At 60.5% G+C, this 25,216-nt stretch carries 25 protein-coding genes; 9 read left to right on the forward strand and 16 right to left on the reverse strand.

Annotated elements, in window-relative coordinates:
• Positions 1 to 16 precede the first annotated feature (16 nt).
• The gene (gene hemB / locus ACA073_RS25450; RefSeq protein ID WP_497400392.1) at positions 17 to 1,030 is read right to left on the reverse strand and encodes a porphobilinogen synthase; all 1,014 of its coding nucleotides are present in this window, start codon (positions 1,028 to 1,030) and stop codon (positions 17 to 19) included.
• A 208-nt stretch (positions 1,031 to 1,238) separates the two neighbouring features.
• Here hemB and ACA073_RS25455 point away from each other — a divergent pair, with 208 nt between their 5' ends.
• A complete protein-coding gene (locus tag ACA073_RS25455) occupies positions 1,239 to 1,871 on the forward strand; it encodes a DedA family protein (RefSeq protein ID WP_497400394.1) in 633 nt (210 codons plus the stop codon).
• Here the strand turns inward: ACA073_RS25455 and ACA073_RS25460 are convergent.
• A complete protein-coding gene (locus tag ACA073_RS25460) occupies positions 1,852 to 3,087 on the reverse strand; it encodes a sterol desaturase family protein (RefSeq protein ID WP_497400396.1) in 1,236 nt (411 codons plus the stop codon). The genes ACA073_RS25455 and ACA073_RS25460 overlap by 20 nt on opposite strands.
• 115 nt (positions 3,088 to 3,202) lie before the next feature.
• Between ACA073_RS25460 and elbB the strand changes: the two genes are divergently transcribed.
• Positions 3,203 to 3,871, forward strand: a complete 669-nt coding sequence (gene elbB / locus ACA073_RS25465) for an isoprenoid biosynthesis glyoxalase ElbB (RefSeq protein ID WP_497400398.1) — start codon at positions 3,203 to 3,205, stop codon at positions 3,869 to 3,871.
• A gap of 120 nt (positions 3,872 to 3,991) precedes the next feature.
• On the opposite strand, the gene ACA073_RS25470 is transcribed toward elbB, so the two are convergent.
• Both ACA073_RS25470 and ACA073_RS25475 read right to left on the reverse strand, forming a co-directional pair.
• Complete coding sequence (locus tag ACA073_RS25470; protein WP_497400400.1) at positions 3,992 to 4,447, reverse strand: YaiI/YqxD family protein; 456 nt, start codon at positions 4,445 to 4,447, stop codon at positions 3,992 to 3,994.
• 125 nt (positions 4,448 to 4,572) lie between these two features.
• On the reverse strand, positions 4,573 to 6,471 hold the full coding sequence (locus tag ACA073_RS25475) for an FTR1 family protein (RefSeq protein WP_497400402.1): 1,899 nt from the start codon (positions 6,469 to 6,471) through the stop codon (positions 4,573 to 4,575).
• 314 nt (positions 6,472 to 6,785) lie between these two features.
• On the opposite strand from ACA073_RS25475, the gene ACA073_RS25480 reads away from it, so the two are divergent.
• From ACA073_RS25480 to ACA073_RS25495, 4 genes are read left to right on the forward strand one after another with little or no spacing between them, the layout of a single operon-like run.
• Positions 6,786 to 8,183, forward strand: a complete 1,398-nt coding sequence (locus ACA073_RS25480) for a COG3014 family protein (RefSeq protein WP_497400404.1) — start codon at positions 6,786 to 6,788, stop codon at positions 8,181 to 8,183.
• A 15-nt stretch (positions 8,184 to 8,198) separates the two neighbouring features.
• The gene (locus tag ACA073_RS25485) at positions 8,199 to 8,570 is read left to right on the forward strand and encodes a YcfL family putative periplasmic lipoprotein (protein WP_497400406.1); all 372 of its coding nucleotides are present in this window, start codon (positions 8,199 to 8,201) and stop codon (positions 8,568 to 8,570) included.
• Between the two features lie 33 nt (positions 8,571 to 8,603).
• Complete coding sequence (gene lpoB / locus ACA073_RS25490) at positions 8,604 to 9,191, forward strand: penicillin-binding protein activator LpoB (protein WP_497400408.1); 588 nt, start codon at positions 8,604 to 8,606, stop codon at positions 9,189 to 9,191.
• 3 nt (positions 9,192 to 9,194) lie between these two features.
• Positions 9,195 to 9,938, forward strand: coding sequence for a penicillin-binding protein activator LpoB (locus tag ACA073_RS25495; RefSeq protein ID WP_497400410.1), 744 nt, complete (start codon positions 9,195 to 9,197; stop codon positions 9,936 to 9,938).
• Between the two features lie 206 nt (positions 9,939 to 10,144).
• Here the strand turns inward: ACA073_RS25495 and ACA073_RS25500 are convergent, their stop codons facing one another.
• The 3 genes from ACA073_RS25500 to ACA073_RS25510 all read right to left on the reverse strand — a co-directional run bounded on the left by ACA073_RS25500 (position 10,145) and on the right by ACA073_RS25510 (position 13,487).
• A complete protein-coding gene (locus ACA073_RS25500; protein ID WP_497400412.1) occupies positions 10,145 to 10,777 on the reverse strand; it encodes a LysE family transporter in 633 nt (210 codons plus the stop codon).
• Positions 10,778 to 10,995: 218 nt separating this feature from the next.
• Positions 10,996 to 11,577 (reverse strand): mechanosensitive ion channel domain-containing protein, encoded by a 582-nt coding sequence (locus ACA073_RS25505; RefSeq protein WP_497400414.1) that lies wholly within the window; start codon positions 11,575 to 11,577, stop codon positions 10,996 to 10,998.
• Positions 11,577 to 13,487: an ATP-binding cassette domain-containing protein gene (locus ACA073_RS25510; protein WP_497400416.1), complete on the reverse strand. Its 1,911-nt coding sequence runs from the start codon at positions 13,485 to 13,487 to the stop codon at positions 11,577 to 11,579. Before ACA073_RS25510 ends, ACA073_RS25505 begins: the two co-directional genes overlap by 1 nt.
• A 50-nt stretch (positions 13,488 to 13,537) precedes the next feature.
• Here ACA073_RS25510 and ACA073_RS25515 point away from each other — a divergent pair, with 50 nt between their 5' ends.
• Positions 13,538 to 14,002, forward strand: a complete 465-nt coding sequence (locus ACA073_RS25515) for a TIGR02444 family protein (RefSeq protein ID WP_497400418.1) — start codon at positions 13,538 to 13,540, stop codon at positions 14,000 to 14,002.
• On the opposite strand, the gene ACA073_RS25520 is transcribed toward ACA073_RS25515, so the two are convergent.
• On the reverse strand, positions 13,999 to 15,078 hold the full coding sequence (locus ACA073_RS25520) for an AlgP family protein (RefSeq protein ID WP_497400420.1): 1,080 nt from the start codon (positions 15,076 to 15,078) through the stop codon (positions 13,999 to 14,001). The genes ACA073_RS25515 and ACA073_RS25520 overlap by 4 nt on opposite strands.
• 192 nt (positions 15,079 to 15,270) lie before the next feature.
• On the opposite strand from ACA073_RS25520, the gene ACA073_RS25525 reads away from it, so the two are divergent.
• Positions 15,271 to 15,936, forward strand: coding sequence for an FKBP-type peptidyl-prolyl cis-trans isomerase (locus ACA073_RS25525; protein ID WP_497400422.1), 666 nt, complete (start codon positions 15,271 to 15,273; stop codon positions 15,934 to 15,936).
• A 62-nt stretch (positions 15,937 to 15,998) separates the two neighbouring features.
• Here the strand turns inward: ACA073_RS25525 and ACA073_RS25530 are convergent, their stop codons facing one another.
• The 7 genes from ACA073_RS25530 to ACA073_RS25560 all read right to left on the reverse strand — a co-directional run bounded on the left by ACA073_RS25530 (position 15,999) and on the right by ACA073_RS25560 (position 22,482).
• Positions 15,999 to 16,457 carry an Rsd/AlgQ family anti-sigma factor gene (locus ACA073_RS25530; RefSeq protein WP_046032233.1) on the reverse strand — a complete coding sequence of 153 codons (459 nt, stop codon included), beginning with the start codon at positions 16,455 to 16,457 and terminating at the stop codon, positions 15,999 to 16,001.
• A 178-nt stretch (positions 16,458 to 16,635) separates the two neighbouring features.
• Positions 16,636 to 17,187, reverse strand: coding sequence for a disulfide bond formation protein B (locus ACA073_RS25535; RefSeq protein ID WP_497400424.1), 552 nt, complete (start codon positions 17,185 to 17,187; stop codon positions 16,636 to 16,638).
• 298 nt (positions 17,188 to 17,485) lie between these two features.
• Positions 17,486 to 18,724: a heme biosynthesis protein HemY gene (locus tag ACA073_RS25540; protein ID WP_497400426.1), complete on the reverse strand. Its 1,239-nt coding sequence runs from the start codon at positions 18,722 to 18,724 to the stop codon at positions 17,486 to 17,488.
• Positions 18,721 to 19,875 carry a uroporphyrinogen-III C-methyltransferase gene (locus tag ACA073_RS25545; protein ID WP_497400428.1) on the reverse strand — a complete coding sequence of 385 codons (1,155 nt, stop codon included), beginning with the start codon at positions 19,873 to 19,875 and terminating at the stop codon, positions 18,721 to 18,723. The genes ACA073_RS25540 and ACA073_RS25545 overlap by 4 nt, the downstream gene beginning before the upstream one ends.
• A gap of 16 nt (positions 19,876 to 19,891) precedes the next feature.
• On the reverse strand, positions 19,892 to 20,659 hold the full coding sequence (locus tag ACA073_RS25550) for a uroporphyrinogen-III synthase (RefSeq protein WP_497400430.1): 768 nt from the start codon (positions 20,657 to 20,659) through the stop codon (positions 19,892 to 19,894).
• Entirely contained in the window at positions 20,656 to 21,597 is a 942-nt protein-coding gene (gene hemC / locus ACA073_RS25555) for a hydroxymethylbilane synthase (protein WP_497400432.1), read from the reverse strand. The genes ACA073_RS25550 and hemC overlap by 4 nt, the downstream gene beginning before the upstream one ends.
• A 138-nt stretch (positions 21,598 to 21,735) precedes the next feature.
• Positions 21,736 to 22,482, reverse strand: a complete 747-nt coding sequence (locus ACA073_RS25560) for a LytR/AlgR family response regulator transcription factor (protein ID WP_017341431.1) — start codon at positions 22,480 to 22,482, stop codon at positions 21,736 to 21,738.
• A 447-nt stretch (positions 22,483 to 22,929) separates the two neighbouring features.
• Here ACA073_RS25560 and argH point away from each other — a divergent pair, with 447 nt between their 5' ends.
• Complete coding sequence (gene argH / locus ACA073_RS25565; protein WP_497400434.1) at positions 22,930 to 24,324, forward strand: argininosuccinate lyase; 1,395 nt, start codon at positions 22,930 to 22,932, stop codon at positions 24,322 to 24,324.
• A 130-nt stretch (positions 24,325 to 24,454) separates the two neighbouring features.
• On the opposite strand, the gene ACA073_RS25570 is transcribed toward argH, so the two are convergent.
• Positions 24,455 to 25,114: a glutathione S-transferase family protein gene (locus ACA073_RS25570; RefSeq protein ID WP_497400436.1), complete on the reverse strand. Its 660-nt coding sequence runs from the start codon at positions 25,112 to 25,114 to the stop codon at positions 24,455 to 24,457.
• Positions 25,115 to 25,216 lie beyond the last annotated feature (102 nt).

The raw sequence follows: 25,216 nt of genomic DNA on the forward strand, positions 1-25,216 counted from the left end.
AATGTTCCTGGGAGGGCTATTGTTGCTCTCGTAACAATTGAGCAGCACGAACGGCAAAGTAAGTCAGGATGCCATCAGCGCCTGCACGTTTAAAAGCGGTCAGGGATTCGAGGATAACCCCTTCGCTCAACCAGCCATTCTGGATCGCCGCCATGTGCATGGCGTATTCACCGCTGACCTGATAAACAAAAGTCGGCACTTTGAATTCTTCTTTGACCCGGTAAAGGATGTCCAGATACGGCATGCCTGGCTTGACCATGACCATGTCCGCGCCTTCTGACAAGTCCGCCGCCACTTCGTGCAGGGCTTCGTTGCTGTTGGCCGGGTCCATCTGATAGGAGGCCTTGTTGGCCTTGCCCAGGTTCAGCGCCGAACCTACCGCATCGCGGAACGGGCCGTAATAGGCGCTGGCGTACTTCGCCGAATAGGCCATGATCCGCACGTTGACGTGCTCGGCCAGTTCAAGGGCTTCGCGGATGGCCTGAATGCGACCGTCCATCATGTCCGACGGGGCCACCACCTGAGCGCCGGCTTCGGCGTGCGACAGGGCCTGCTTGACCAGCGCATCGACGGTGATGTCGTTCTGCACGTAGCCTGCTTCGTCGAGGATACCGTCCTGGCCGTGGGTAGTGAACGGGTCCAGCGCGACGTCGGTGATCACACCCAATTCAGGGAACTGCGCACGCAGGGCGCGGGTGGCGCGCTGGGCAATGCCGTTCGGGTTCCACGCTTCGGCGGCGTCCAGCGACTTGAGTTCGGGCGGCGTGACCGGGAACAGCGCCACCGCTGGAATTCCCAGCTCGACCCACTTGGCGGCTTCTTCCAGCAACAGGTCGATGGTCAGGCGCTCAACGCCGGGCATCGAGGCAACCTCCTCACGACGGTTTTCACCGTCCAGCACGAACACCGGCAGGATCAGGTCATTGACGGTCAGGACGTGTTCACGCACCAGTCGCCGCGAGAAATCATCACGTCGGTTACGACGCAGGCGGGTTCCAGGAAACAAACGGTTGGCGGGGGTAAAGCTCACGGCAGACTCCTGAGCCCGCGCTAACGGGCGAGCGTGACAGTTATAAGCGGCCATTATGACCAACGTATTACAGTTATGTGCACCCCTGTGACAGGTAGTCGCATTCCATTGTCCTTGTAGGAAATGTTCACGTCGAGACACATTTGGACACTTTCATGAATGTGCACGAAGGGTTAGGCTGCGCGTTCATTTCGCCAGCACCCAGACAATGCTCCAACAATTTCTGCATGACTTCGGCTACTTTGCCCTTTTTCTCGGCACGTTCTTCGAAGGCGAAACCATTCTGGTGCTCGCGGGTTTCCTCGCGTTCCGTGGATACATGGACATCAACATGGTGGTGGTCGTGGCGTTTTTCGGCAGTTATGCCGGCGATCAGCTGTGGTACTTCCTGGGACGCAAGCACGGCCGCAAGTTGCTGGCGCGCAAACCCCGCTGGCAGATGATGGGCGACCGGGCACTTGAACACATCCGCAGGCACCCGGACATCTGGGTGCTGAGCTTCCGTTTTGTCTACGGCTTGCGCACGGTGATGCCGGTGGCGATAGGCCTTTCAGGTTATCCGCCAGGACGTTATTTGTTGCTCAACGGGATTGGTGCGGCGATCTGGGCGACCGCACTGGCCGCCGCCGCCTATCACTTCGGCGCGGTGCTCGAAGGCATGATGGGTAGCATCAAGAAGTACGAGCTATGGGTGCTTGGCGCCCTGCTCGTGTTGGGCGTGGTGCTGTGGCTGCGCCGGCGTTTCAAGAATGCGCGTCTGGCGAAGCAGGTCTACGCCGACGAGCAGGCCTTGAAAGCCGAACAGGCCAAGGCCGCCGAGGTCAAGACGCCAGGCGAGTGAAGCGGTTTCTGCAACAGTAGAGACCGATTCCGCTGAGCAGGCTGTAACTCAGCAGGCCGACCCAACCCACCGCGCTGGCCGGCCACAGCCCGACCATCGGCGCGAGCCATACCAGCGGCACATTCGACACCAGCCGCAGCAGCTCCAGCTTCAACGCCCACGGGCGATTCTCCAGGGCCACGCCCAACGTAAACAAACCCAATGCCACCGCACTCCAGCCGAGCACCAACGCGGCGGTCGGCAGATGCTGCTCGAAGTTCATCAAGTAGCTGCCCAGCGCGATGTAGACGCAGAACTGCAACACGACGTAAATCTGCTGACGCCCGTCCAGCGCTACTTCGAATTTGCGGAACTGACTCAGGTCCGGCTTGTTCATCGGGTACTTCGCCGCCACGTCCGCTGGCCGCCAACCGGTGCGCATGAACCAGATCCGCAGCTTGTCCCACGTGCTTTCAGCCCGTCGCGCGTCATCCCAGAGCTGCGCGTAAAACTGCACGTTTGCCCACAACGGATTCCAGCTCGCCAGCGGCGTGGTCACGCCGAAAATCACCGGCTCGTTGTCGTCTTCTTCCTGGAACGAGCCAAACAGACGGTCCCAAATAATGAACACCCCGCCGTAGTTGCGATCCATGTAGAGAGCGTTCTGTGCATGGTGGGCCCGATGGTTGGATGGCGTGACGAAGAACCACTCGACCCATCCCAGCTTGGGAATGTGCCGGGTATGCACCCAGAATTGATACAGCAGGTTGAGCGCCGCGACGCTGATGAACACCAGCAGCGGTACGCCGAGCACAGCCATCGGCAGGTAGAAAATCCAGCTCAGCAGAAACCCGGTACTGGTCTGGCGCAACGCCGTGGAGAGGTTGTAGTCCTCGCTCTGGTGATGCACCGAGTGCGCCGCCCAGAGGATGTTGCGTTCGTGGCCCATGCGATGCAGCCAGTAGTAGCAGAAGTCATAGAGGACGAAGGCGAATACCCAGACCCAAACGCTATCGGCCGAGAGTTCGAACAGCGCCAGATGCTTGAGGGCAAACGCATAGGTGACCAGCCCCACGCCCTTGGTCAGCAGGCCCGTGGTGGTCGACAGCACGCCGGTGCTGATGCTGTTGATCGCGTCAGCCACCCGATAATTGCTCACCCCGCGCCAACGGTCGGCCAGCAGTTCGACGGCAATCAGCACAAAGAAGAACGGCACCGCATACAGAATGAAGTCCATGACGCGCCCTGATCGGAATCTTGAGGACAGATGCTAGGTGTAGCCGCGAATTAACCCTATGGCAACGAGTGACAAATTAGTGGACATTTAACGCCATGAATCTGGAGAAAAACCCATGAGCAAAAAAATTGCAGTGATCCTTTCCGGCTGTGGCGTCTACGACGGCGCCGAGATCCACGAAAGTGTGATCACCCTGCTGCGCCTGGACCAGCGTGGCGCTCAGGTGCAGTGCTTTGCCCCCAACATCGCGCAGTTGCATGTGATCAACCACCTGACCGGCGAAGAGATGCCCGAGTCACGCAATGTGCTGGTGGAATCGGCGCGGATCGCCCGGGGCAACATCAAGGATATCCGTGAGGCCGACGTCGAGGATTTCGACGCGCTGATCGTGCCGGGCGGTTTTGGCGCGGCGAAGAACCTGTCGAACTTTGCCATCGAAGGTGCCGGCTGCACGATTCAACCGGATGTCCTGGCCCTGACCGAAGCCTTTGCCGAAGCGGGCAAACCGGTCGGGCTGATCTGCATCTCCCCGGCGCTGGCCGCGAAGATTTATGGGCCGGGTGTGACCTGCACCATCGGCAATGATGCCGACACTGCCGCTGCGATGAACAAGATGGGCGCGACCCACGCGGACTGCGCGGTGACAGACATTGTCGAAGACAGGGCGCGCAAACTGGTGAGCACTCCGGCGTACATGCTTGCACAATCGATCAGCGAAGCCGCGTCAGGCATCAACAAACTGGTCGACCGTGTCCTCGAACTGACCCACGAAAACGACGCCTGACACAGTTCAAAATGTGGGAGCGGGCTTGCTCGCGAAGGCGGTGTGTCAGTCAACATCAATGCTGAATGACACTCCGCCTTCGCGAGCAAGCCCGCTCCCACATTTCGCACGTTGCCAGGCTCAAGACTTGCGCGTCAGCCGCGTAAGAATCCGGTCCAGCGCATTGGCAAACGCCTGCTTCTCGCGATCGCCGAACGGCGCCGGTCCACCGCTCATCTGTCCCTGTTCACGCAGATCGGTGAACAGGTTGCGCACCGCCAGCCGATCGCCCATGTTCTGCGCGTCGAACTCCTTGCCTCGCGGGTCGAGGGCCGAAACGCCTTTCTTCACCAGCCGATCGGCCAGCGGCACGTCGCTGCAGATCACCAGCTCACCGGGCATTGCGTGCTCCACCAGGTAGTCGTCAGCCGCATCCGGGCCACTCGGTACCACGATCAACTTCACCAGCGCCAGCCCCGGCTTGATCTGCGGCTGCCCCGCCACCAGCACCACTTCGAACTGGCGCTTGAGGGCGAACTTCACCACCAGATCCTTCGCCGCCCGAGGGCATGCGTCGGCATCGATCCAGACACGCATTGGGTTTTCCTCCTTTAAAAGCTTCGCGGGCAAGCCTCGCTCCTACGGGTTATACACGACCGAAAACGGCGCGCGAATCCTGTAGGAGCGAGGCTTGCCCGCGAATGTGAGCGCAGCGAATGCTTTTAAGAAACCTGCACCCGCCGCTTCTCCGCCATCCAGCTACGCCCATACAACACAATAATCGCAATGATCGCCACCGCCTGAGCACTCAGCGAATACGCATCAGCATGGATACCCAGCCAGTCGAACTCAAAAAACGGCACCGGCCGCGTGCCGAAGATCCCGGCTTCCTGCAACGCCTTCACGCCGTGACCGGCAAACACCACCGACAGCGCGCACAACAGCGCGGCGTTGATGCTGAAGAACAACGACAGCGGCAGTTTCGCCGAGCCACGCAGGATCACCCACGCGAGACCCACCAGCAGCACCAGCGCCGTGGTACCGCCAGCCAATACCGCGTTATGCCCCGCTGGACCGGCCTGCAGCCACAGGGTCTCGTAGAACAAAATCACTTCAAACAGCTCGCGATACACAGAGAAGAATGCCAGCGTCGCAAAGCCGAAACGCCCACCGCCGCCCAACAGGCTGCTCTTGATGTAATCCTGCCAGGCCGCTGCGTGGCGACGGTCGTGCATCCACACGCCGAGCCACAGCACCATGACCGCAGCAAACAACGCCGTCGCGCCTTCCAGCAATTCACGTTGCGAACCGCTGACGTCGATCACATACGCCGCCAGTGCCCAGGTCGCCAGACCGGCCACCAGCGCCAGGCCCCAACCGACGTTGACGCTGCGCACTGCCGATTGCTGGCCGGTGTTACGCAGGAACGCGAGGATCGCCGCCAGCACCAGGATCGCTTCCAGACCTTCGCGCAGCAGAATCAGCAGACCGGAGATGTAGCTCAGCGACCAGCTCAGACCATCACTGCCGAGCAGGCCGGCAGATTCCTTCAACCTGACTTTGGCTGCATCCAGACGCTGCTGGACTTCGGCCACCGGCAGACCGTCCTGCAACGACTGACGGTAAGCCATCAAGGATTTTTCAGTGTCTTTGCGCACGTTGGCGTCGACGTTGTCCAGGGAGCTTTCGACCAGTTCGAAACCTTCCAGGTACGCCGCCACCGACAGATCATAAGCCTGATCGTGATCGCCGGCGCGATAGGCCGCGACGCTCTTGTCCAGGGTTGCAGCGGTGTAGTCGAGCAGTTGCGCCGGGCCACGCTTGACCTGCGGCGGTTGCGAACGCTGGGCGCGGAAGGTCGCTGCCGCTTGCGGGCCTTCGGCGGCCAGCACTTCGGACGGGGTCTGCCGGGCGAGGTCAGCGATGTTGTAGGTTTTCTCGGATTTTGCCTCGGCCGGATCGGCACTGAAACTGGCGATGTAGGTCGCCAGGTCCCAGCGCTGACGATCATCCAGCTGATCGGCGAAGGCCGGCATGTCAGTGCCTTCGACCCCCAGCCCCAGCGTGCTGTAGATCGCGTAAAGGCTCAAGTGATCGAGGCGCGCGGCATCGCGCAGGTTGGCTGGCGGCGGCGTCAGGCCGACACCCGCCGGGCCGTCGCCGGCACCCGCGTCGCCATGGCAGACCGAACAATGCTGGGCGTACAGCGGCGCACCCCGGGTCGGATCCGGCGTAATGATCGGAGCCTGGCTAACTTCATAGGCCACGGCCAGCTTCGCGCCGAGTTGGCGTGCCTGACGGGCGACATCCGAACCGTCCTGACGCGTTGCGATAGCGTTACGCAACGTGCTGACGCCTTGCTCCAGCCCGCCTTTTTCCGGTTTCGCCGGCATCGCCGCGATCAAGCCCTGCAGCACCTTGATGAATTCCAGCTGTTCACGGTATTCAGACTCGTCGACGACCTTACCCCCTTGCACCGTCTGCGGGTAGTCCGCGCCAATGTAATCGAGTAAATGCAGTGCTTGTGGCGCGCCTTCCACGGTGTCGGCCAGCAGATTGGAACTGCACAAGGCAAACAACGGCAACACCAGCCAGGCCAGAAAACGGGACGGGGCAGTCATGAATGAATCTCAAATGGAAATACGAAGTAACACATTGTTCACTTCGAATGAGTTTCACTCAAGCTTTGTTGTATGAAACGCGACATAGCGCTCCAATTTGCGTTTTCGCCGGATGATGGCACTTTCAAAAAAACGCAATTAAAAAGCCATTACGTAGCCACTATCCCTGTTTATAATGCCCCGCCTTCAATTGAGCGACATGGCATTCAAGCTCCTCCTGTTCAGGAGGAATTGGCTGGACGCCCGTCTGCGCCGATAGGTCTTAACAGCCCGACCAGCAAGCGCGGCTGCTTACACTCAGGGAAGAAGTATCTATGGCCTCCCGCGCCCTAACGTTGATCGCGCTCAGCGCTGTCACTTTGCTCTCCGGCTGTTCGGCATTTCGCAACTACGATTCGGAACTCGCTCAAACCAACCAGCAACTGGCTTCGGGCAATGTCGACGCCGCGCTGACCCTGCTGGAAAAGAACAACACCGGCGAAGACAAGGACCTGCTCTATTACTTCGAGAAGGGTGAACTGCTGCGCGCCAAAGGCGATTTGTCCGGCAGCCAGAACGCCTGGAGCAGCGCCGATGCGGTGGTCGGCAAGTGGGAAGACGCGGTCAAGCTGGATACCGGCAAGTACCTCGCTCAGTTCGGCAGCTTCCTGGTGAACGACAAGGTCCGTCGCTACGAAGGCTACGACTACGAAAAAGTCATGCTGACCACGCAGATGGCCCTGAACCTGCTGGCCGTGAACGACTTCGACGGCGCGCGCACCGCGATCAAGAAAACCCACGAACGTGAAGCGGTGATCGCCGACCTGCGCGACAAGGAATACCTCAAGAGCGAAGAGGAAGCCGAAAAGGAAGGCGTCAAGACCGAATACAAAGACCTGCAGGGTTACCCGGTCGCCAGCCTCGATGCGCCGGAAGTGGTCGGCCTGAAAAACAGCTACCAGAGTGCGTTCAGCCATTACCTGGCCGGTTTCGTCTACGAAGCCCTGGGTGAAAAAGACCTGGCCGCGCCGGGTTATCGCAAAGCAGCCGAACTGCGCCCGAACACCCCGCTGCTGGAACAGGCGCTGAAGGACCTCGACAAGAAAAGTGCAAAGGATGAGGACAGCGATATCCTGATCGTCGTGCAAAGCGGTCTGGCACCTGCCCGGGATTCGATCCGCGTGCCCCTGCCTCTGCCGATCAGCGGCAATGTGGTGATCACCCCGTTGTCGTTCCCGGTCATCAAGCCTGATACCTCCACCGCCACGCTCGCCCAGATCGGCGTGGACGGTCAGCAGCTCAACCTGACGCAACTCAACAGCATCACCGCCATGTCCCGCCGCGCGCTGCGTGACGACATGCCGGGCATCATTGTGCGCACCACCGTTCGCGCAGTGACCCGTGGCATCGCGCAGAAGAAGATCAACGAAACCAATCCGCTGGCGGGCCTGGCGGTCGGTATCACTTCAGCCGTGCTCGAAGGTGCCGATACCCGTACGTGGCGCACCCTGCCGGACAACACCCAAGTGGTGCGCCTGCGCCTGAAGAAAGGCGAGCACCAGGTCACGCTGCCAAGTGCGGTCGGTGGTTCGGTGGTCAAGATCGCCGTGGATCAACGCTATCAGGTCATCAGCCTGCGTGCCGTGGGCAACCAGGTGTTCGCCAGCGGCCTGGCGGCCCACGTCGTCCCGAGCACCAACCCGACGGCCGTGGCCAGCCTCAAACAACCTTAAGAACGGAGTCTTTACATGCGTTTCAAACTCATCGCTGTCGTCGCCCTGGCTTTGTTGGCCGGTTGCGCCACACCGCCTCCACCGGAGCCAGGCAGCGCCGCCAGCAAAGTCGTGGCCATGGGCAAGCTGAAGAACATCGTGGTGGGCGCCATGCGTGTCGCCCGGGAAAACGGCTTCATGACGGTCAATGTGCAGCTGAGCAACACCAGCTTCAACAACAAGACTTTCTACTACCGCTTTGCCTGGCTAGGCCCTGAAGGCTTCCCGATTGCCGAAGAAGAAACCTGGAAAAGCCAGATGATGTACGGCGAGCAGACCCGTTTCATTCAGGCCATCGCGCCCACCGCCAAAGCCGTGGATTTCCGCCTCGAAATCAAAACGCCTTAACACCCTATTCGTTCAGTTTTAGAGAGCATTCCCATGTTTGCACGCTTTTCGTTCATCGCCGTTATCGCCCTGCTGGCCAGCGGTTGCGCCAATACCTCGCCTACTTTGGGTAGCAAAAACATCAGTTACGGCGACACCAAGGCAGTGGAAACCGTGACCAACGAGTTCGGCTCCACCGACCTGCAGATGATCGCCGAATCCATGACCCGCTCCCTCGCCCAGTCCGGCATTCTGCAGGGCCGTCCGGTGGTTCAGGTCTACGACGTGAAGAACAAGACCAGCGAATACATCGACACCCGCGAAATCACCACCAGCATCAAGACCCAGCTGATGAAGACCGGCACTGCCCGCTTCGCCAGCGATAACACCGAAATGCAGAGCCAGGTTGATCAGCTCAAACTGCAAAACCAGAGCGGCCTGTACAAGAAAGCCACTGTGGCCAAGACCGGCAACATGATCGCCGCCAAGTACCGTATCGAGGGTTCCATCAGCTCGATCGTCAAGCGCAGCAGCGACTACAAGGACGTCTTCTACAAATTCAGCCTGCAATTGATCGACGTTGAAAGCGGTCTGGCCGAGTGGATGGACGAGAAAGAGATCCGCAAGACCACGGAGCGTTAATCAATGCGCGCATGGATTGGCATGATGGCCCTGGCTTGCGCGTTCAGCGTGCACGGGGCCCCGAAAGTCGCGGTGACGGACCTGGCGTTCCAGGAGCGCGTGGAGCAATACATCCACATCGTTTCCGCCAAGAACAATTATCGCGAGGGTTACTACAGCGCCAGCGGTTCTTCGAGCTACAACGAAATCGAGGCTACCTACAGCTACATCGAGCAAGGTGAATTGCGTAAATTCACCGGCGACATCAAGGGCGAGATACTGCGCACCGGAATGTTTCAGCTGGTGCAAGGCACGCCGTACACCGCCGCGTCCAAGGGTGACGTCTATGACGTGATCAAGCGGATCAAGGCCGGTAACTTCAAAGGCGCTGACTACGTGTTGTTCGGCACCGTGTCGGACATTGATTTCACGCGCGACGTGACCGAGCTGGCCAACACCGACAGCCATTCGGCCGTGTTGGGCCTGACCCTGGTGGCGGACTTCAGCCTGATCAACACCCGGACTTACGAAATCACCTCGGCGTTCACGGCGATGGGCGAAGGTCAGGACACCAAACTGGTGAATGGCCGGGACATCAAGGTTTCGCTGAACCGGCCACGGGTGGTTCGTGACGTGTCCAAGGCGCTGGGTGAAGATGTGGCTGCGCAGTTGAGCCAACAACTGGGTGGCGCTGGTTACGAGCAGCCGGGGCAAGCTCCGTTGCGCAACAACCTGCCACGGGATACGGCGCCGGTGATTCTGCACTGATCCAAGAGCTTGCTCTAACCCTGTGGTGAACTGCTTTTGTGGTGAGGGGATTTATCCCCGTTGGACTGCGTAGCAGTCCCATCTTCTGGGGCCGCTTCGCGACCCAACGGGGATAAATCCCCTCGCCACAAAGGTTCTCACCACAAGGTCATCCGCATAAATGAAAAAGGCGACCTCAAGGGTCGCCTTTTTTGTGCCTGATCGGTTTACACCCCGGCTTTACGCAACGTCGCCATGAACGCCGCGGCGCCAATGAACAGCCCGGCAAAGGTTCGGTTCATGCGTTTTTGCTGCTGGGGCGTGCGCAACAAACGCAGCACCTTGGACGCCAATCCGGTGTAACCGGCCATGACAACCAGATCAACACAGACCATGGTCGCGCCAATGATCAGGTACTGAGCCAGCAGCGGAGCATGCGGGTCAATAAACTGCGGCAACACCGCGAGCATGAACACCAGCGCCTTGGGGTTGCTGATGTTGACCAGGAAACCGCGGAACACCAGGGCCATCGGCTTGCCGATCTGACGCACGGCGGCGTCGTCGCTCATGTCGCTGGGCAGCGCGCGCCATTGCTTGATCGCAAGGTAAACCAGGTACGCCACGCCGAACCATTTGATCGCATAAAAAGCGCTGGCCGACGCCGTGAGGATCGCGCCAACACCGGCGCCGACAATCGCGATCTGCACCGCCAGGCCCAATTGCAGGCCCAGGGCGTTCCAGTAACCGCGCCAGAAACCGTATTGCAGACCACTGGACATCGACGCAATGGCGCCGGCACCGGGAGACAGACTAATCACCCAGCAGGCGGCAAAAAACGCCAGCCATGTTTGAAGCTCCATCGCACACCTCGACTCAGACTCGTGACAGACGTCTAAGCTAATGCGGCGTTGAGCTGATGACTACCGATTTTTTTGCAGGATATTGCACCTTGAGGGCCCCTTCGCGAGCATGCCCGCTCCCACACTGGATTGGCTTTGTTCACAAATTCTGTGTCCGCTGAAGATCCAATGTGGGAGCGGGCTTGCTCGCGAAGGCGATGTGTCAGGCACCAGAGGGCTTACTTTTCGAACCCGCTCGAAGGGAATACATCGCTACCGCGCCAGCGCCGAACCGAGCGCTGAAAGAACAAGCTATTAGGCACCTGCACCATCGCACTGCCGGTGCCAAGCTCTTCCGCTTCGATCAACGTGGTGAAAAGCAGATTGATCGCCACCACCCGACCTTTGACGCCAGGCTTGTCAGTGGTATCCACCAACTCGACCACGTCACCGATACGGAACGGCCCGACGGTAAAGATCAGAATCGCGCAGAGCAGATTTGAGAGCACGCTCCACATGGCAAAAAACGCCACCGCGGCCACTGCAACGAAACCGGACAACGCAGTCCAGAGCACAGTGGCCGACACGCCCATGCGTTCCAGTACGAAAATCAGCGCACTGCCCATGATCAGCCAGCGCAAACCGCCCCGCAGCGGCATCAGCAACTGCGGTGGAAACGGGTAGCGCTCGCCCAGACGAGTGAGGCATTTGGCGACGAAGCGTTGCGTGAAGTAACCCGCCAACAAGATCAGCAGGATCTGCACGACGAGCCAGATCGGCTCGATCCAGACAGCCGGCAGCGGCAGCTTGAACGCTTCCATCAAGACAGCGTCTCCAGCTCCGCCTGCATGCTTTCGAGCAGTTCCAGGGCTTCCATCCAGGCTTCTTCCAGCTCGGCTTCACGCACCTTCAGCCTGGCTTGTTCGGCCAGCAAATCACGCAGGTCGTTCTTGCGCGCCGGTTCGTAAATGTCACTGTCGCCAAGGCTGGTATCGATCTTCGCCAGTTTCTCGTGCAGCTTGCCCAGCTCGGCTTCGAGCTTGTCAGCCTCGCGCTTGTGCGGCGCCAGTTGCTGACGCAACGCGGCGGCGGCCTGACGCTGGGCCTTCTTGTCAGTCTTGTCCGGATTGACCGGCGTGTTGCTGACCGGAGCATTGCGCTGACGGTAGTCGACCAGCCAACGGGCGTAGTCTTCCAGGTCACCGTCAAACTCCTCGACCTTGCCGTCCGCCACCAGATAGAAATTGTCGGTGGTGCTTTTGAGCAAATGACGATCGTGGGAGACCACCAGCACCGCACCACTGAATTCCTGCAGGGCCATGGTCAGCGCCAGGCGCATTTCCAGGTCGAGGTGGTTGGTCGGTTCGTCGAGCAGCAGCAGGTTCGGTCGTTCCCAGGCGATCAACGCCAGGGCCAGGCGAGCCTTCTCACCACCGGAGAAATTCAGCACCGGCTCGTCGATACGCGCACCGCGGAAGTCGAAGCCACCGAGAAAATCGCGCAGGGTCTGCTCGCGCTCGGTCGGCGCCAGCCGCTGCAAGTGCAGCAACGGGCTGGCCTTCGAGTCCAGGGAATCAAGCTGATGCTGGGCGAAGTAGCCGACGACGGTGTTCTCGCCACGGGTCAGTCGACCGGCCAGCGGCTCAAGTTCACCGGCGAGGTTTTTGATCAGGGTCGATTTACCGGCACCGTTGGGGCCGAGCAAACCGATCCGCGCGCCAGGCGTCAGTTGCAGTTTGACCTTCTCCAGCACGGCTTTGTCGCCGTAGCCCAGACGGGCGTCGGACAGGTCGATCAGCGGGCTGGAAATCTTCGTCGACTCGCGGAAGACGAAGTCGAACGGCGAATCGACGTGAGCGGCGGACAACTCTTCCATCCGCTCCAGCGCCTTGATCCGGCTCTGGGCCTGACGGGCCTTGGTCGCCTGGGCCTTGAAACGGGCGATGTAGCTTTCCATGTGCGCACGTTGCGCCTGCTGCTTCTCGTAGGCTTGCTGCTGCTGGGCCAGACGTTCGGCGCGGGCGCGTTCGAAAGCGCTGTAACCACCGCGATACAGGGTGATCTTGCGCTGATCGACATGGGCCACATGATCGACCACGGCATCGAGGAAGTCCCGGTCGTGGGAAATCAGCAACAAGGTGCCGGGGTAGCTTTTGAGCCATTCTTCGAGCCAGATGATGGCGTCGAGGTCCAAGTGGTTGGTCGGCTCGTCGAGCAGCAACAGGTCCGAAGGACACATCAACGCCTGCGCCAGGTTCAGACGCATCCGCCAGCCACCGGAGAAATCGCCTACTTGCCGATCCATCTGCTCGTTGGTGAACCCGAGGCCGGCAAGCAGCTTGCGGGCGCGGGCATCGGCGGTGTAACCGTCGGCGCTGTCGAGTTCCGAGTGCAGGCGGGCCTGAGCGGCGCCGTCATGGGCCGCTTCGGCTGCGGCGAGGTCACGTTGCACCTCGCGCAGGCGCAGGTCGCCATCGAGCACGTAGTCGACCGCCAGGCGTTCGAGCGTCTCGATTTCCTGGCGCATGTGAGCGATGCGCCAGTCGGCCGGCAGGAAGCAGTCACCCGAGTCCGGGTGCAGCTCGCCCCGGATCAAGGCGAACAGGCTCGATTTGCCGGCGCCGTTGGCACCGATGAGGCCGGCTTTGTGGCCGGCGTGCAGGGTCAGCTCGGCGTCTTCTAGCAGACGTTGCGGGCCACGCTGTAAAGTCAGGTTCTGAAGTCGAATCATAATGGCGGCGGAGTCTACCAGCTTCGCTCGCAACTGGCGCGAGTAGCACTATGTCCTCTGACCTGTGGAGCTTTTCCCTTGGCACTTACGCCCGTCCCGGCGTTGAGGCCGCGTGCCTGACGTTGCAGTCGGCGGGGGTGAATGTGTGCCTGTTGTTGTGTGGATTGTGGCTGGGGCAGCGGGGAGTCGCCTGCAACGAACAACGATTGCAGGAGCTTCGCAGTGTGGTCGAGCCATGGGACGCAGAGGTCGTTCGACCGCTGCGCGCCTTGCGCGTGCAATGGAAAGTCATCGCGACCGAGGATGCCGAACTGAATGCGTTACGCGAACAAGTGAAAACGCTGGAGCTGGAAGCCGAGCGGCATCTGTTGTTGCGACTGGAACGATCGGCACAGCGTTGGCCGCAGGATGGAGCGACCGATTCAACGGCCTGGCTGGACGGTGTGACGGCGGGGGCCGCCCACCTGCACCGCGACGCGCTGCATCAGCTGCGCGTCGCGGCAACCGGCACTTAGGAAGCGCTGGTTGGGGTAGTGCTGGTGCTCGACGGTGCTACTGGCGTTGGCGCAGTGGTGGTTGTCGAGATGGAGGCTGCTGGTGCAGGAGCGGCCGAAGCGGAGGGCGCTGGCGTCGCTGGTTTGGCAGCAGGAGCCGAGGTCGGCCTGGCAACAGTGGCCGGTTTTTTCACGGCTGGTTTTGCTGCTGGCCTGGCGGCTGGTTTTGCAGCCGGTTTGGCAGCGGCAGGTCTGGCTGCTGGTTTTGCTGCGGCCGGTTTGGCTGCAGTGGCTGGCTTGGCAGCAGCAGTTTTGGCAGCCGGTTTAGCGGCCGGTCTGGCTGCAGCTTTTGCCGCTGGTTTTGCAGCTGGCTTGGCAGCGGTTTTAGCCGCGGCAGGTTTTGCAGCTGGTTTCGCAGCAGCGGTTCTTGCAGCGGGTTTGGCAGCCGCAGTTTTCGCCGCAGCAGGTTTCGCAGCGGCGGTTCTTGCAGCCGGTTTCGCGGCCGTAGTTTTCGCAGCGGCCGGCTTGGCGGCAGGCTTGGCAGCTACAGTTTTCGCAGCCGGTTTTGCAGCGCTGGCAGCGACTGGTTTTTTCACCGCAGTTTTAGCAGCAGGTTTCGCAACAGCGGTTTTAGCGGCCGGTTTCGCAGCCGGTTTGGCAGCGGCTTTCCTCGCAGGAGCCGCAGCAGGCTTGGCCGAACGCAGGGACAACGCCTTGCCGACAGCCTCTTGTACACGACCGACGCCCTGGGCCAGTTTCAGGCTTTCTTGAGCATCGCGCTTGAGTTGCAGAATGTAGGCACGGGTGTCGGACTGACGATCCTTGAGGGCATCGAGCACGTCTTCAAGTTGCGTCACTCCGTCCTTCGCCTTGGCTTGTGCCTTGGCCTTGCCGGCCGCCGCAGCGTCCTGCAATTTGGTGCGGGATTTGTGCAATTTCTCCTGTGCTTTTCCGCGCTGCTTTTCCAGTTTGGCGAGCAGTTTTTCAGCATCAGCCAAGGCTTGGGAACAAGCGGTTTCCAAATGCTCGAGCAGGCTGCCCGAGAGTTGTTGGAGTAAGTGCAACGGGGTATTTACAGGCTTCTTGGTGGCCGACATGGTTTACCTCCTGGCTGACGTGGGTGCGGCTCATGTTAGACCTCTGCTGCTACCGCCGCTAGCGCATGTTGACAGTATCGAAAGCGCTGCGTTGCAACGGATCGAAAATCTTCCGGGCTTGCGCAAAACAAGTTCACTGTCGCACGCATTCACACTGGCATAATCTGCCGCATCTCAGGTCGGAGAGTGCCGATGTCGCGCTACCTATTTTTATCGCTGTGCGTGTTTTTTTCTATGGCCCAGGCCGCCGAAAAAACCAAGGAAAACGAAGCTCACGATCTCGCTTACAGCCTGGGCGCAAGCCTCGGCGAGCGTTTGCGTCAGGAGGTTCCCGATCTGCAACTTCAGGCACTGGTCGAAGGTTTGCAGCAAGCCTATCGAGGCAAACCCCTGGCTCTGAAAGATGAGCAGATCGAACAGATTCTGACCGAGCATGAAGCGCAGGTGTCGTTGCAACAAAGCGCGCCACAGAGCGAAGTCGTTCTCGAAAAAGAGCAGCGTTTTCTCGCCGTGGAAAAAGCCAAACCCGGCGTTCGTGAATTGGCCGATGGCGTCTTGATGACTGAGCTGGTGCCAGGCACCGGTGCGAAAGCCGGTCCGAATGGCAAAGTCCAGGTGCTGTACATCGGTCGCCTCCCCGACGGCACCGTGTTCGATCAGAACAGCCAGCCGCAGTGGTTCAGTCTTGACAGTGTGATCAGCGGGTGGCGCAGCGCCCTGCAAAACATGCCGGTCGGTGCGAAGTGGCGGTTGGTGATTCCATCGGCCCAAGCCTATGGCGCCGACGGTGCCGGCGACTTGATCGAGCCGTTCACGCCGCTGGTATTCGAAGTCGAATTGCGTGGCGCCACCAGCTGAACAGCGGAAACGAAAAACGGCGCGCATAGCGCACCGTTTTTGAGAGTGTTACCAGAAGCGGTTCAGGCTTGAACCGAATCCTCTTCCTTGTGAGCGGTGTGCAGCACTTCGATCAGGCAGTCTTCCAGTTCGAAGCGTTCGTGCAACAGGCCGCCAAGCTCCTTGAATTTCTCTGCCACGCACTTGCCCTCATCGCACAGGTCATTGAACGCGAGCAGCTTCTCGGTGATGACGTCAATACGCGGGTAGATCGTCTCGGCCAACTCGAGGCCACGAGTGTCGCCAAACGCCTTGGCTTCGCCCGTCAGCTGTTCGTAGATCTCGAAGTGCCCGGCAGACACGTAATCGACCAGCACGCCGCAGAATTCCTGCAATGGCTTGCGGTTCTCGCCCAGAGCCTCAGGCTTGGCGCCGAGAGCATCATAGGCCCGAACCAGTTCGTGACGCTCCTGCAACCAGCGATCGATCAGCAGATGCACTCCACCCCAGCGTTCCTGAGCATTCTGACAACTTTCGAGCATGGTGATCTCTCTTCCCTTGTGGGTCATGCTGCCCTTCACCTGCCGCACCCTTGAAGGTCAAGCATCGGCCAGGCAGAGCGTCATTCGAGCAACATAATTCCAATGACACGTGCGGGCCAGATTATGCCCGCGCGACGGTGGCTTCAAGGTACGCAGGAGATAAAGTTCATACAAGTGTTTAATCGCCCGCCAGCGCCGGGTGCGACGACTCGCCGCTGAGCGGTCGCTGACAGGCAATCCGGAGCAGGCGCAGGAGCTGATAAACACTCAGGATCGTCATGGCGACAAAGAACAGCAAACTCCATTCAGGGAGGCTCAGGTCGAACAGCGTCCAGGAAATCCGTGCACAGTCCGCCGAGCCGTTGAACATGTGCTGCACCACATAAACCCAAGGGTTGCTGGCGAGCAGGTCGGTCATATCGGGCGAACAAGGAAACAGCTGTCGCTGTGGATCGCCCTGCAATAACACCTGGCGCCACGCTGTCGTTGTTCCCGCCAGACTGCACAGCAAACCCAGCAGCCAATACAGGAAAGAGCCGAAACGGCCGGGCCCATGCACCGAAGCCGTCAGGCAGGCCCCCGTGAGCAACGCCAGACAAATCCGCTGCAACAGGCACATGCCGCACGGCTGGAGGCCGACCGCATATTCCAGGTAATAGGAAATGCCCAAGGCCAGGGCGCCGGCAACGAAAACCAGGAAAAACAAGGAGCGTGAGCAGGCCAACGACATGGCTTTTCCGTACCAGTAGAGACAAGTGGTTACGGTAGAGGAAATCGCGCCAGCCTTACAAGACGGGTCAGCAGGGACACTTCAACAGAAGTGTAGGGAATTCCCGACAGAATCGAGAGGATCAGATGTAGCACTCTGTAGGAATTTGTCACCAACAGACCAGGACTGTAAGAATTAACGTCTTTGTGGCGAGGGAGCTTGCTCCCGTTCGATTGCGCAGCAATCGTAAATCAAGGGGTTGCTTCGCAACCCGGCGGGAGCAAGCTCCCTCGCCACAGGTTTCACCAGCCGTTAACTTTTAGACGGTTGCTGGCGCCGGCAACGGCGCTGCCAACAGGCGTTCGTCGAGCAAGCCGAGGCCTTCCTGAAACAGCTGATTGCTGCGCGCGGTATCGCCCAGTTGCGCCAGCAATCGCGCCAGCTCCGCGCAGGCTTCCGGGTTGCGCTGCACGCGCAGGCTGCTTTCCAGATAGTCCCGGGCCTTGCCCCACAGACTGTTTTGCAAACACAGGCGACCCAGGGTCAGCAACAGGCCAGGGTCGGCCGGATGATTTTTCAGCCAGCCCTCGGCGGCGTGCAGCTGACGTGCCGGATCACTGCCGCGAACCAATCCGTAGAGGCGCGCCAGATGGCTGTCGTAGTTGCGCTTGAGCGCCGTTCGCAGAACCTCTTCGGCCTCGACCTGGGCGCCGATTTGCCGAAGTTGCTCGGCATACGCCAACACCAGTTGCGGTTCCTGGCGCTGCGCCGAGGTGAGTTGCTGCCAGGCGTGGTTGAGCGATTGCAAGCCGACCGTGCCGTCCTCTTCCTGACGCGCTGCCAGGGACAGGTTCTCCCCCCAGGCCCGGCGCTCCAGTTCGGCCAGCTCGGCCGGTGGCAGGACCTTGTCCTTGCGCAGCTCCGGCAGCAGGCGAATCACGGCCGACCAGTCACCGCGCTGTTGGTACAAACGCTGCAACTGGCGCAAGGTCTGGACGTTATGAGGGTGACGCTCATGCATGGCTTGCAAGGTCACCAGGGCGCCGTCGGTGTCGCCACGGTCGGTCTGCAATTGAGCGTGGCTCAAAGCGATCGCCAACTCGGCCTGGGGCTGGCGTTCCAGCGCACGCTCCAGCAAGTTGTCGCTTTCCTCGTAGTGGCCTTGCTCGTTCGCGGCGCGGGCGGCACCGAGGTAGTAAAGCAATGGCTGGCGCTCGGCTTCGGCGGCGCGATGCAGGTGACGCTGCGCGCTGGCCCAGCGGCCTTCGGCCAGATCCAGCTGACCGTGTTCGATCGCCACGCTCACCCGACGACTGCGATTGCGTCGCGACCAGGGATTGACCACACCACTGGAGGTCGTGACCAATTCGACCAACGCCTTGATGCCCCAGAACACCAGCCACAACACCGCCACCAAGGCCAGGGTCGCCCACAGGCTCGATTCGAAACGGAAGCTCTTGTAAGCGATCAGCACGTAGCCGGAATGCTCGGCAATCGCCAACCCCAAAGCAGCGGCAGCGGCAATGACCAGAAACACGAATACATAGAGACGCTTCATGGCGTGGCCTCCTGCAGGGTGCTTGCGGCAGGCTTGGCCATGGGTTTGATCGAGTCTTCGGCATTGACATTACGTCGCTCGAGATAGCCCTGAACCGCGCTCAGCGTGCCGGTCAGATCCGGCGTGACGACAGTGACCGGCTGCTTGCTCAGCTCGCCCACCTGCTCAAGCATCACTTTGCTCTGCGGGTTGTCCGGATTGAAGTTGCCTTTGAGCACGTCCCGCGCCTCGGTCAGCGCCTGGGTGTAAACCGCGGCCTGACCGTTGAGTGCCGCCCATTGCGCCTGTTCCAGCGCCAGGCTCAGGGCCAGACGCACCTGGCTCAGGCTCTGCCCTGCCAGCAGTGGACGCACATTTTTATCGGCATTGAAATCGATGCGGATGTAACGCGAGATCTGATCCCACCATTGCGCCCAACGACTGGCGCCGTCGCCATCGGCGGTCAAACCCAGCAGGGATTCGCCGCGATCCTTGTACTCGGGTGCCAGCTCGGTGAGGCTGACTACCTGATCGCGCAACGCCCCCAGTCGCAGGAAAAGACCGGTGCGATCCGGCTGTTCAGTGCTACGCAAGGCGACCAGGGTTTTCGCCACTTGCTCGCGAGCGGCGAAGGAACCCGGATCGTTCTGCTCACGAAGAATTTCGTCGGCGCCCAGCACCAGGGCCTGAGCGCTGCTGATGTCCTGCAACGCCGAAAGCCGCAGGCTGGCCAGGCGCAGCAAGTGCTCCGCCTCGGCCAGACGCCAATCCTTGCGGCTCGCGCCGAGGACGGTTTCCAGACGTTGATTCAAGCGCTGCTGATCGCCTTGCAGTTGAATCACCAGACGACTGCGAGCGTCCAGCTCTTCGGCGGCAGGCATTTGTTCAAGGCGCGCGCTCAGGCGCTGTTCGTTCAGCTTCAGGTTTTGCGCCTGATCGTTCAACGCCTGCACCTGACTCAACTGCTGTTGCGTATTGGCTTGCAGGTGACGCACCTGCCAGACGCCCCAACCGCCCACCGCCACACCGGCGGCGCCCAACAGCAACGCGACTATTGCCAGTCCATTGCCTCGGCCCTGCACAGTAGCGGGTGGCGCCGTTTCAACCGGAGCTTCAACCGGCGCATCAAGCACTGGCTGCACGTCATCTTTAGGCAAGGCTGTTTCGTTCACGTATCCATCCTTTGCATTAGAGAACGGGTTCGGGATGCTCCCGTAACGCCGTCAGCAAAGCCGCGGCACTGGCGCCACGACAATCCACAACTGTTTGGGCCCCGGCGGCACGTGCCAGCTCGGCGACCCTCGGGCTTGGAACAAACAACGGCAACTGCGCCAACTGTGGCCAGGCATCGCCGGCCAATTGATGCAGGTGCTCAAAACCCTGTCCACTGCTGACCACCAGCCCGTTCAAGCGTTCCGCCTTGATCCGCTCAGGCAGTGCTGCTGGCGGGTACTGCGGCAGGTCGCGGCGGTACAGCTCCAGATACTCGACACTAGCACCAAGCTCGCGCAAACGCTCAGCGAGCAACTCGCGCCCGCCCTCTCCCCGCATGATCAACACCCGTGGATCGGGCCGTGCGACAGCTTCGCGCAACGGCGCAAGTTCCAGCAAGGCTTCGCTGTCATCACCCTCGTCGGGGAAACTCACGTCCAACCCGTGATCATCGAGAATCTGCGCCGTCGCCGCGCCCACGCTGAACCACTTCAGAGGCGGTGGCGTCGGCCAATACTGACTGACCAGATCCACAGCCAGTCTGGCGGCCGGCTTGCTGACCACGATCACCGCGCAGTAACGATCCAGATGCTGAATCACCTCGCGCATTGTGTCAGAGGCAGGAATCGGTTCAATTTCCAAAAGCGGCAAACTGCTGCTGAAAATCCCCTCTTGTGCCAAAACAACGCTCAGCGCCGCCGACTCATCCGCGGGACGCGTCAGCAACAGGCGCCAGCCCGTCACTCGTGACCTGCCTCGCCGTAGACCGCTTTCAGAATGTCATTGGCGCCCTGATTGAGAAGGTCTTCGGCCACTTGCACACCCAAGGCTTCGGCATCGCTGCGCGGCGCGCGGGCCTCGGCGCTGAGCAGCAGGCCGCCGCTCGGATCGCCCACCAGACCGCGCAACCAGATCTGCTCGCCTTCCAGCACGGCGTAGCAGGCGATCGGCACCTGGCAGCCGCCATTCAGATGTTTGTTAAGCGCACGTTCGGCCGTCACGCGGGTGGCGGTGTCCTGATGGTGCAGAGGTGCGAGCAAGGCGTGGATTTCACCGTCGGCGGTGCGGCATTCGATACCGACGGCACCCTGGCCACCGGCCGGCAGGCTGTCGTCGACGCTGATGGCCGAGGTGATGCGATCTTCGAAGCCCAGGCGAATCAGGCCGGCAGCCGCGAGGATGATGGCGTCGTATTCGCCAGCATCAAGCTTGGCCAGGCGCGTGTTGACGTTGCCGCGCAAGAAGCGGATTTCCAGGTCCGGGCGGCGGGTCAGCAACTGGGCCTGACGGCGCAGGCTGGAAGTGCCGACGATGCTGCCTTGCGGCAACTCATCCAGGCTGGCGTAGGTATTGGAGACGAATGCATCACGCGGGTCTTCTCGCTCGCAGATGCAGAACAGGCCGAGGCCTTCGGGGAAATCCATCGGCACGTCTTTCATCGAGTGCACGGCGATGTCGGCTTCGTTTTCCAGCAGCGCGGTTTCCAGCTCCTTGACGAACAGCCCCTTGCCGCCGATTTTCGACAGCGGTGAGTCCAGCAGCTTGTCGCCGCGACTGACCATGGGTACCAGCGTCACAAGCAGACCCGGATGGGCCGCTTCAAGACGGGCTTTGACGTATTCGGCCTGCCACAGGGCGAGAGCACTTTTGCGGGTGGCGATGCGGATTTCGCGAGAGGACATGGATCAATCCGTACTGAATAGATACGGCGGATAATAACAGCTCAGTCAAATCCACTTTGACTTGTATCAGGTATTGCCTGGCCTCCCTGGCCCCGGATGTCCGGCAATCGGGTGAGAAATTCGCCTGTGGATGGCGAATTAAAGCTGTTGCATCATTTTGCGCACACCGGCCACATGACGCCGGCTGACGATCAGGGCATCGCCATTCAAGCCTTTGAGGAACAGCTGAAAATGTCCCAGAGGCGTGCGTTGCAGGCGCTCGATGCGTTCGCGGGCGACCAGGGCGTTGCGGTGGATGCGCACGAAGCGGTCACCGAATTCATCCTCGAGGGCCTTGAGCGGTTCGTCCAGCAGCACTTCGCCGCCTTCGTGGCGCAAGGTCACGTATTTATGATCGGCGATAAAGTAGACCACCTGACCCAACGGGATCAGCTCAATACCTTTACGGGTACGCGCGCTGATATGGCTGCGCGGGCCGCTGCCGGTTTCGGCGGCAGGACGGGTCAAAGCCGCAAGCTGGACACGATTGGGCCGCTCGGCTTTTTTCAACGCTTCATGCAATTGTTCTGTACGCACAGGTTTCACCAGATAGCCTACGGCGCTGGCCTGTAAGGCTTCCACGGCAAATTCATCGGGCCCTGTGCAAAACACCACGGCAGGCGGAGTTTCGCGTTCGCATAACCGTGCAGCCACTTGCAGGCCATCGAGGCCCGGCATGCGGATATCGAGCAACACGATATCCGGCTTGTGGCTGTCGATCAGTGCCAACGCTTCTTCGCCGTTCGTGGCGCTGGGCTCCAGGACACTGTATCCCTCAAGTTCGCCGACCATTCGGCTCAGGCGCTCGCGGGCAAGGGGTTCGTCATCAACGATCAGGACATTCATATTGCGCTGGATTCCTGCGTGAGTCTCGCACAAGGATAGCGTAGACAAGTGAAGTGACGTCCGTCACCGCGATCCACGCTAAGACTAGCGCGAGGGCCAAAAAGTGCCGCCCGTCCGACCGCTAATTTTTTATTTGCCGGGCGATTGTCGGTTGGCGAGGCATCGCCGTAGGGTTTGCTGATACACAATACGAACACCCCCTCTTCTTATAGTCGGCTGCAGCGCCGGGAAGTGCGCTGATCCTACTGTCCAACTGTAGACGGTTGCCGGGACGTTATTGCTCAATTGAAAAATATCGTTGCGCATTTCAGGTCACGCGGGCTTCGGGCATAGGCCGCGACCGGGGAAAAAAACGTGTCGACCAGTGTCAGCGACAGGATTGGCAACCCTGTTATTATCCGCGGCAGCTTTCAACGCCATCTTTCTTCAGCCGATACGAGCGAATTCATGAGCACTGACAAGACCAATCAGTCCTGGGGCGGCCGCTTCAGTGAACCCGTCGACGCCTTCGTCGCCCGCTTCACCGCCTCCGTCACCTTCGACCAGCGCCTGTATCGCCACGACATCATGGGCTCGATCGCCCACGCCACCATGCTGGCCAAGGTCGGCGTGCTGACCGATGCCGAACGTGACAGCATCACCGATGGCCTGAAGACCATCCAGGGTGAAATCGAGGCCGGCCAGTTCGACTGGCGCATCGACCTCGAAGACGTGCACATGAACATCGAAGCGCGCCTGACCGACCGCATCGGCGTGACCGGTAAAAAGCTGCACACCGGCCGCAGCCGTAACGATCAGGTCGCCACCGACATCCGTCTGTGGCTGCGTGACGAGATCGACCTGATCCTGGCGGAAATCACCCGTCTGCAGAAAGGCTTGCTGGAGCAGGCCGAGCGCGAAGCCGGCAGCATCATGCCCGGCTTCACTCACCTGCAAACCGCGCAGCCGGTGACATTCGGTCACCACATGCTGGCGTGGTTCGAAATGCTCAGCCGCGACTACGAGCGTCTGGTCGACTGCCGCAAGCGCACCAACCGCATGCCGTTGGGCAGTGCCGCGCTGGCGGGCACGACCTACCCGATCGACCGCGAATACACCGCGCAACTGCTGGGCTTCGACGCCGTGGGCGGTAACTCGCTGGACAACGTGTCCGATCGTGACTTCGCTATCGAGTTCTGCTCCGCCGCGAGCATCGCGATGATGCACTTGTCGCGCTTCTCCGAAGAGCTGGTGCTGTGGACTAGCGCGCAGTTCCAGTTCATCGATCTGCCGGACCGTTTCTGCACCGGCAGCTCGATCATGCCGCAAAAGAAAAACCCGGACGTGCCGGAGCTGGTGCGTGGCAAGACCGGCCGCGTCTTCGGCGCGCTGATGGGCCTGCTGACCCTGATGAAAGGCCAGCCACTGGCCTACAACAAGGACAACCAGGAAGATAAAGAACCGCTGTTCGATGCCGCCGACACACTGCGCGATTCGCTGCGGGCCTTTGCCGACATGATCCCGGCGATCAAACCCAAGCACGCGATGATGCGCGAAGCGGCACTGCGCGGTTTCTCCACCGCCACCGACCTCGCTGACTATCTGGTGCGTCGTGGCCTGCCGTTCCGTGATTGCCACGAAATCGTTGGTCATGCCGTGAAGTACGGCGTGGAAAGCGGCAAGGACCTGGCGGAAATGAGCCTGGAAGAGCTGCGCAAATTCAGCGACCAGATCGATCAGGACGTGTTCGCGGTGCTGACGCTGGAGGGTTCGGTGAACGCCCGTGACCACATCGGCGGGACTGCGCCGGCGCAGGTCAAGAAGGCTGTGGTTCGCGGTCAGGCGCTACTCGCCAGCCGCTAAACCGTCAAAAGCTTCGCGAGCAAGCCCGCTCCCACATTGGGCCTATGGTGTTCACAAAATGTGTGTTCACCACCGATCTAATGTGGGAGCGGGCTTGCTCGCGAAGGCTGACTTCAGAACACTACAGATTTCACTTCTTGGACGCGACCATCGCCATAAACGCCGGCATCGCCGCTTCCTTGTCCGCCGCAATTCGCTGCACGTTCGGGTTCTGCTCCAAACGTTCCAACAGCGCCTTGGCCGCCGGCATCTCCGCCAGCAAATCCAGGTCAAACACCTTCTGCCCCACCGCACGGGCCAGCGGCACGCTGTACAGGAAATACAAATCCGCAAGGCTCAGGCTTTCGCCCGCTACATAAGGGGAAAATTTGCCGTGCCGTCCAAGCGAGGCAAAGCCCTGCAGCAACTCGGCTTTGGTCTTGTCCCTGATCGCGTCCGGCACCGGCATGCCGAAAAACGCTTCGCCGTAACAGGCGCGCGCCGGCAGTTCGATGTACAGCTCGATTTCCTTGGCCAGCGCCAGGACCTGCGCCCGCTCGAAGGGGTCGCTTGGCAGCAGCGGCGTGCCTTTCTGGCTCTGCTCGATGTATTCGAGAATCACCGCGGTTTCGTTGATGAAACCTTGCTCGACACCCAGCACCGGCACCTTGCCACGTGGACTGATCGCCAATGCTTCGGGGCTTGTGTCGGGGTAAAACGGCACTTCTTCGAACGGCAGCCCTTTCTCCAGCAGCGCCAGTTTCACCATGTTGTAGTAGTTGCTGACGGAAAATCCATAAAGCTTGAGCATCACATAGCCTCCAGGCCGTGCGGGGTTGGCAGTGCCTGCTTTATAGAACGCCAAGGCGATTCTCGCCAGCAGCATCATGGCAATGAATGCAGGTAAACTGGC

Source organism: Pseudomonas sp. LBUM1670 (genome assembly GCF_059695695.1).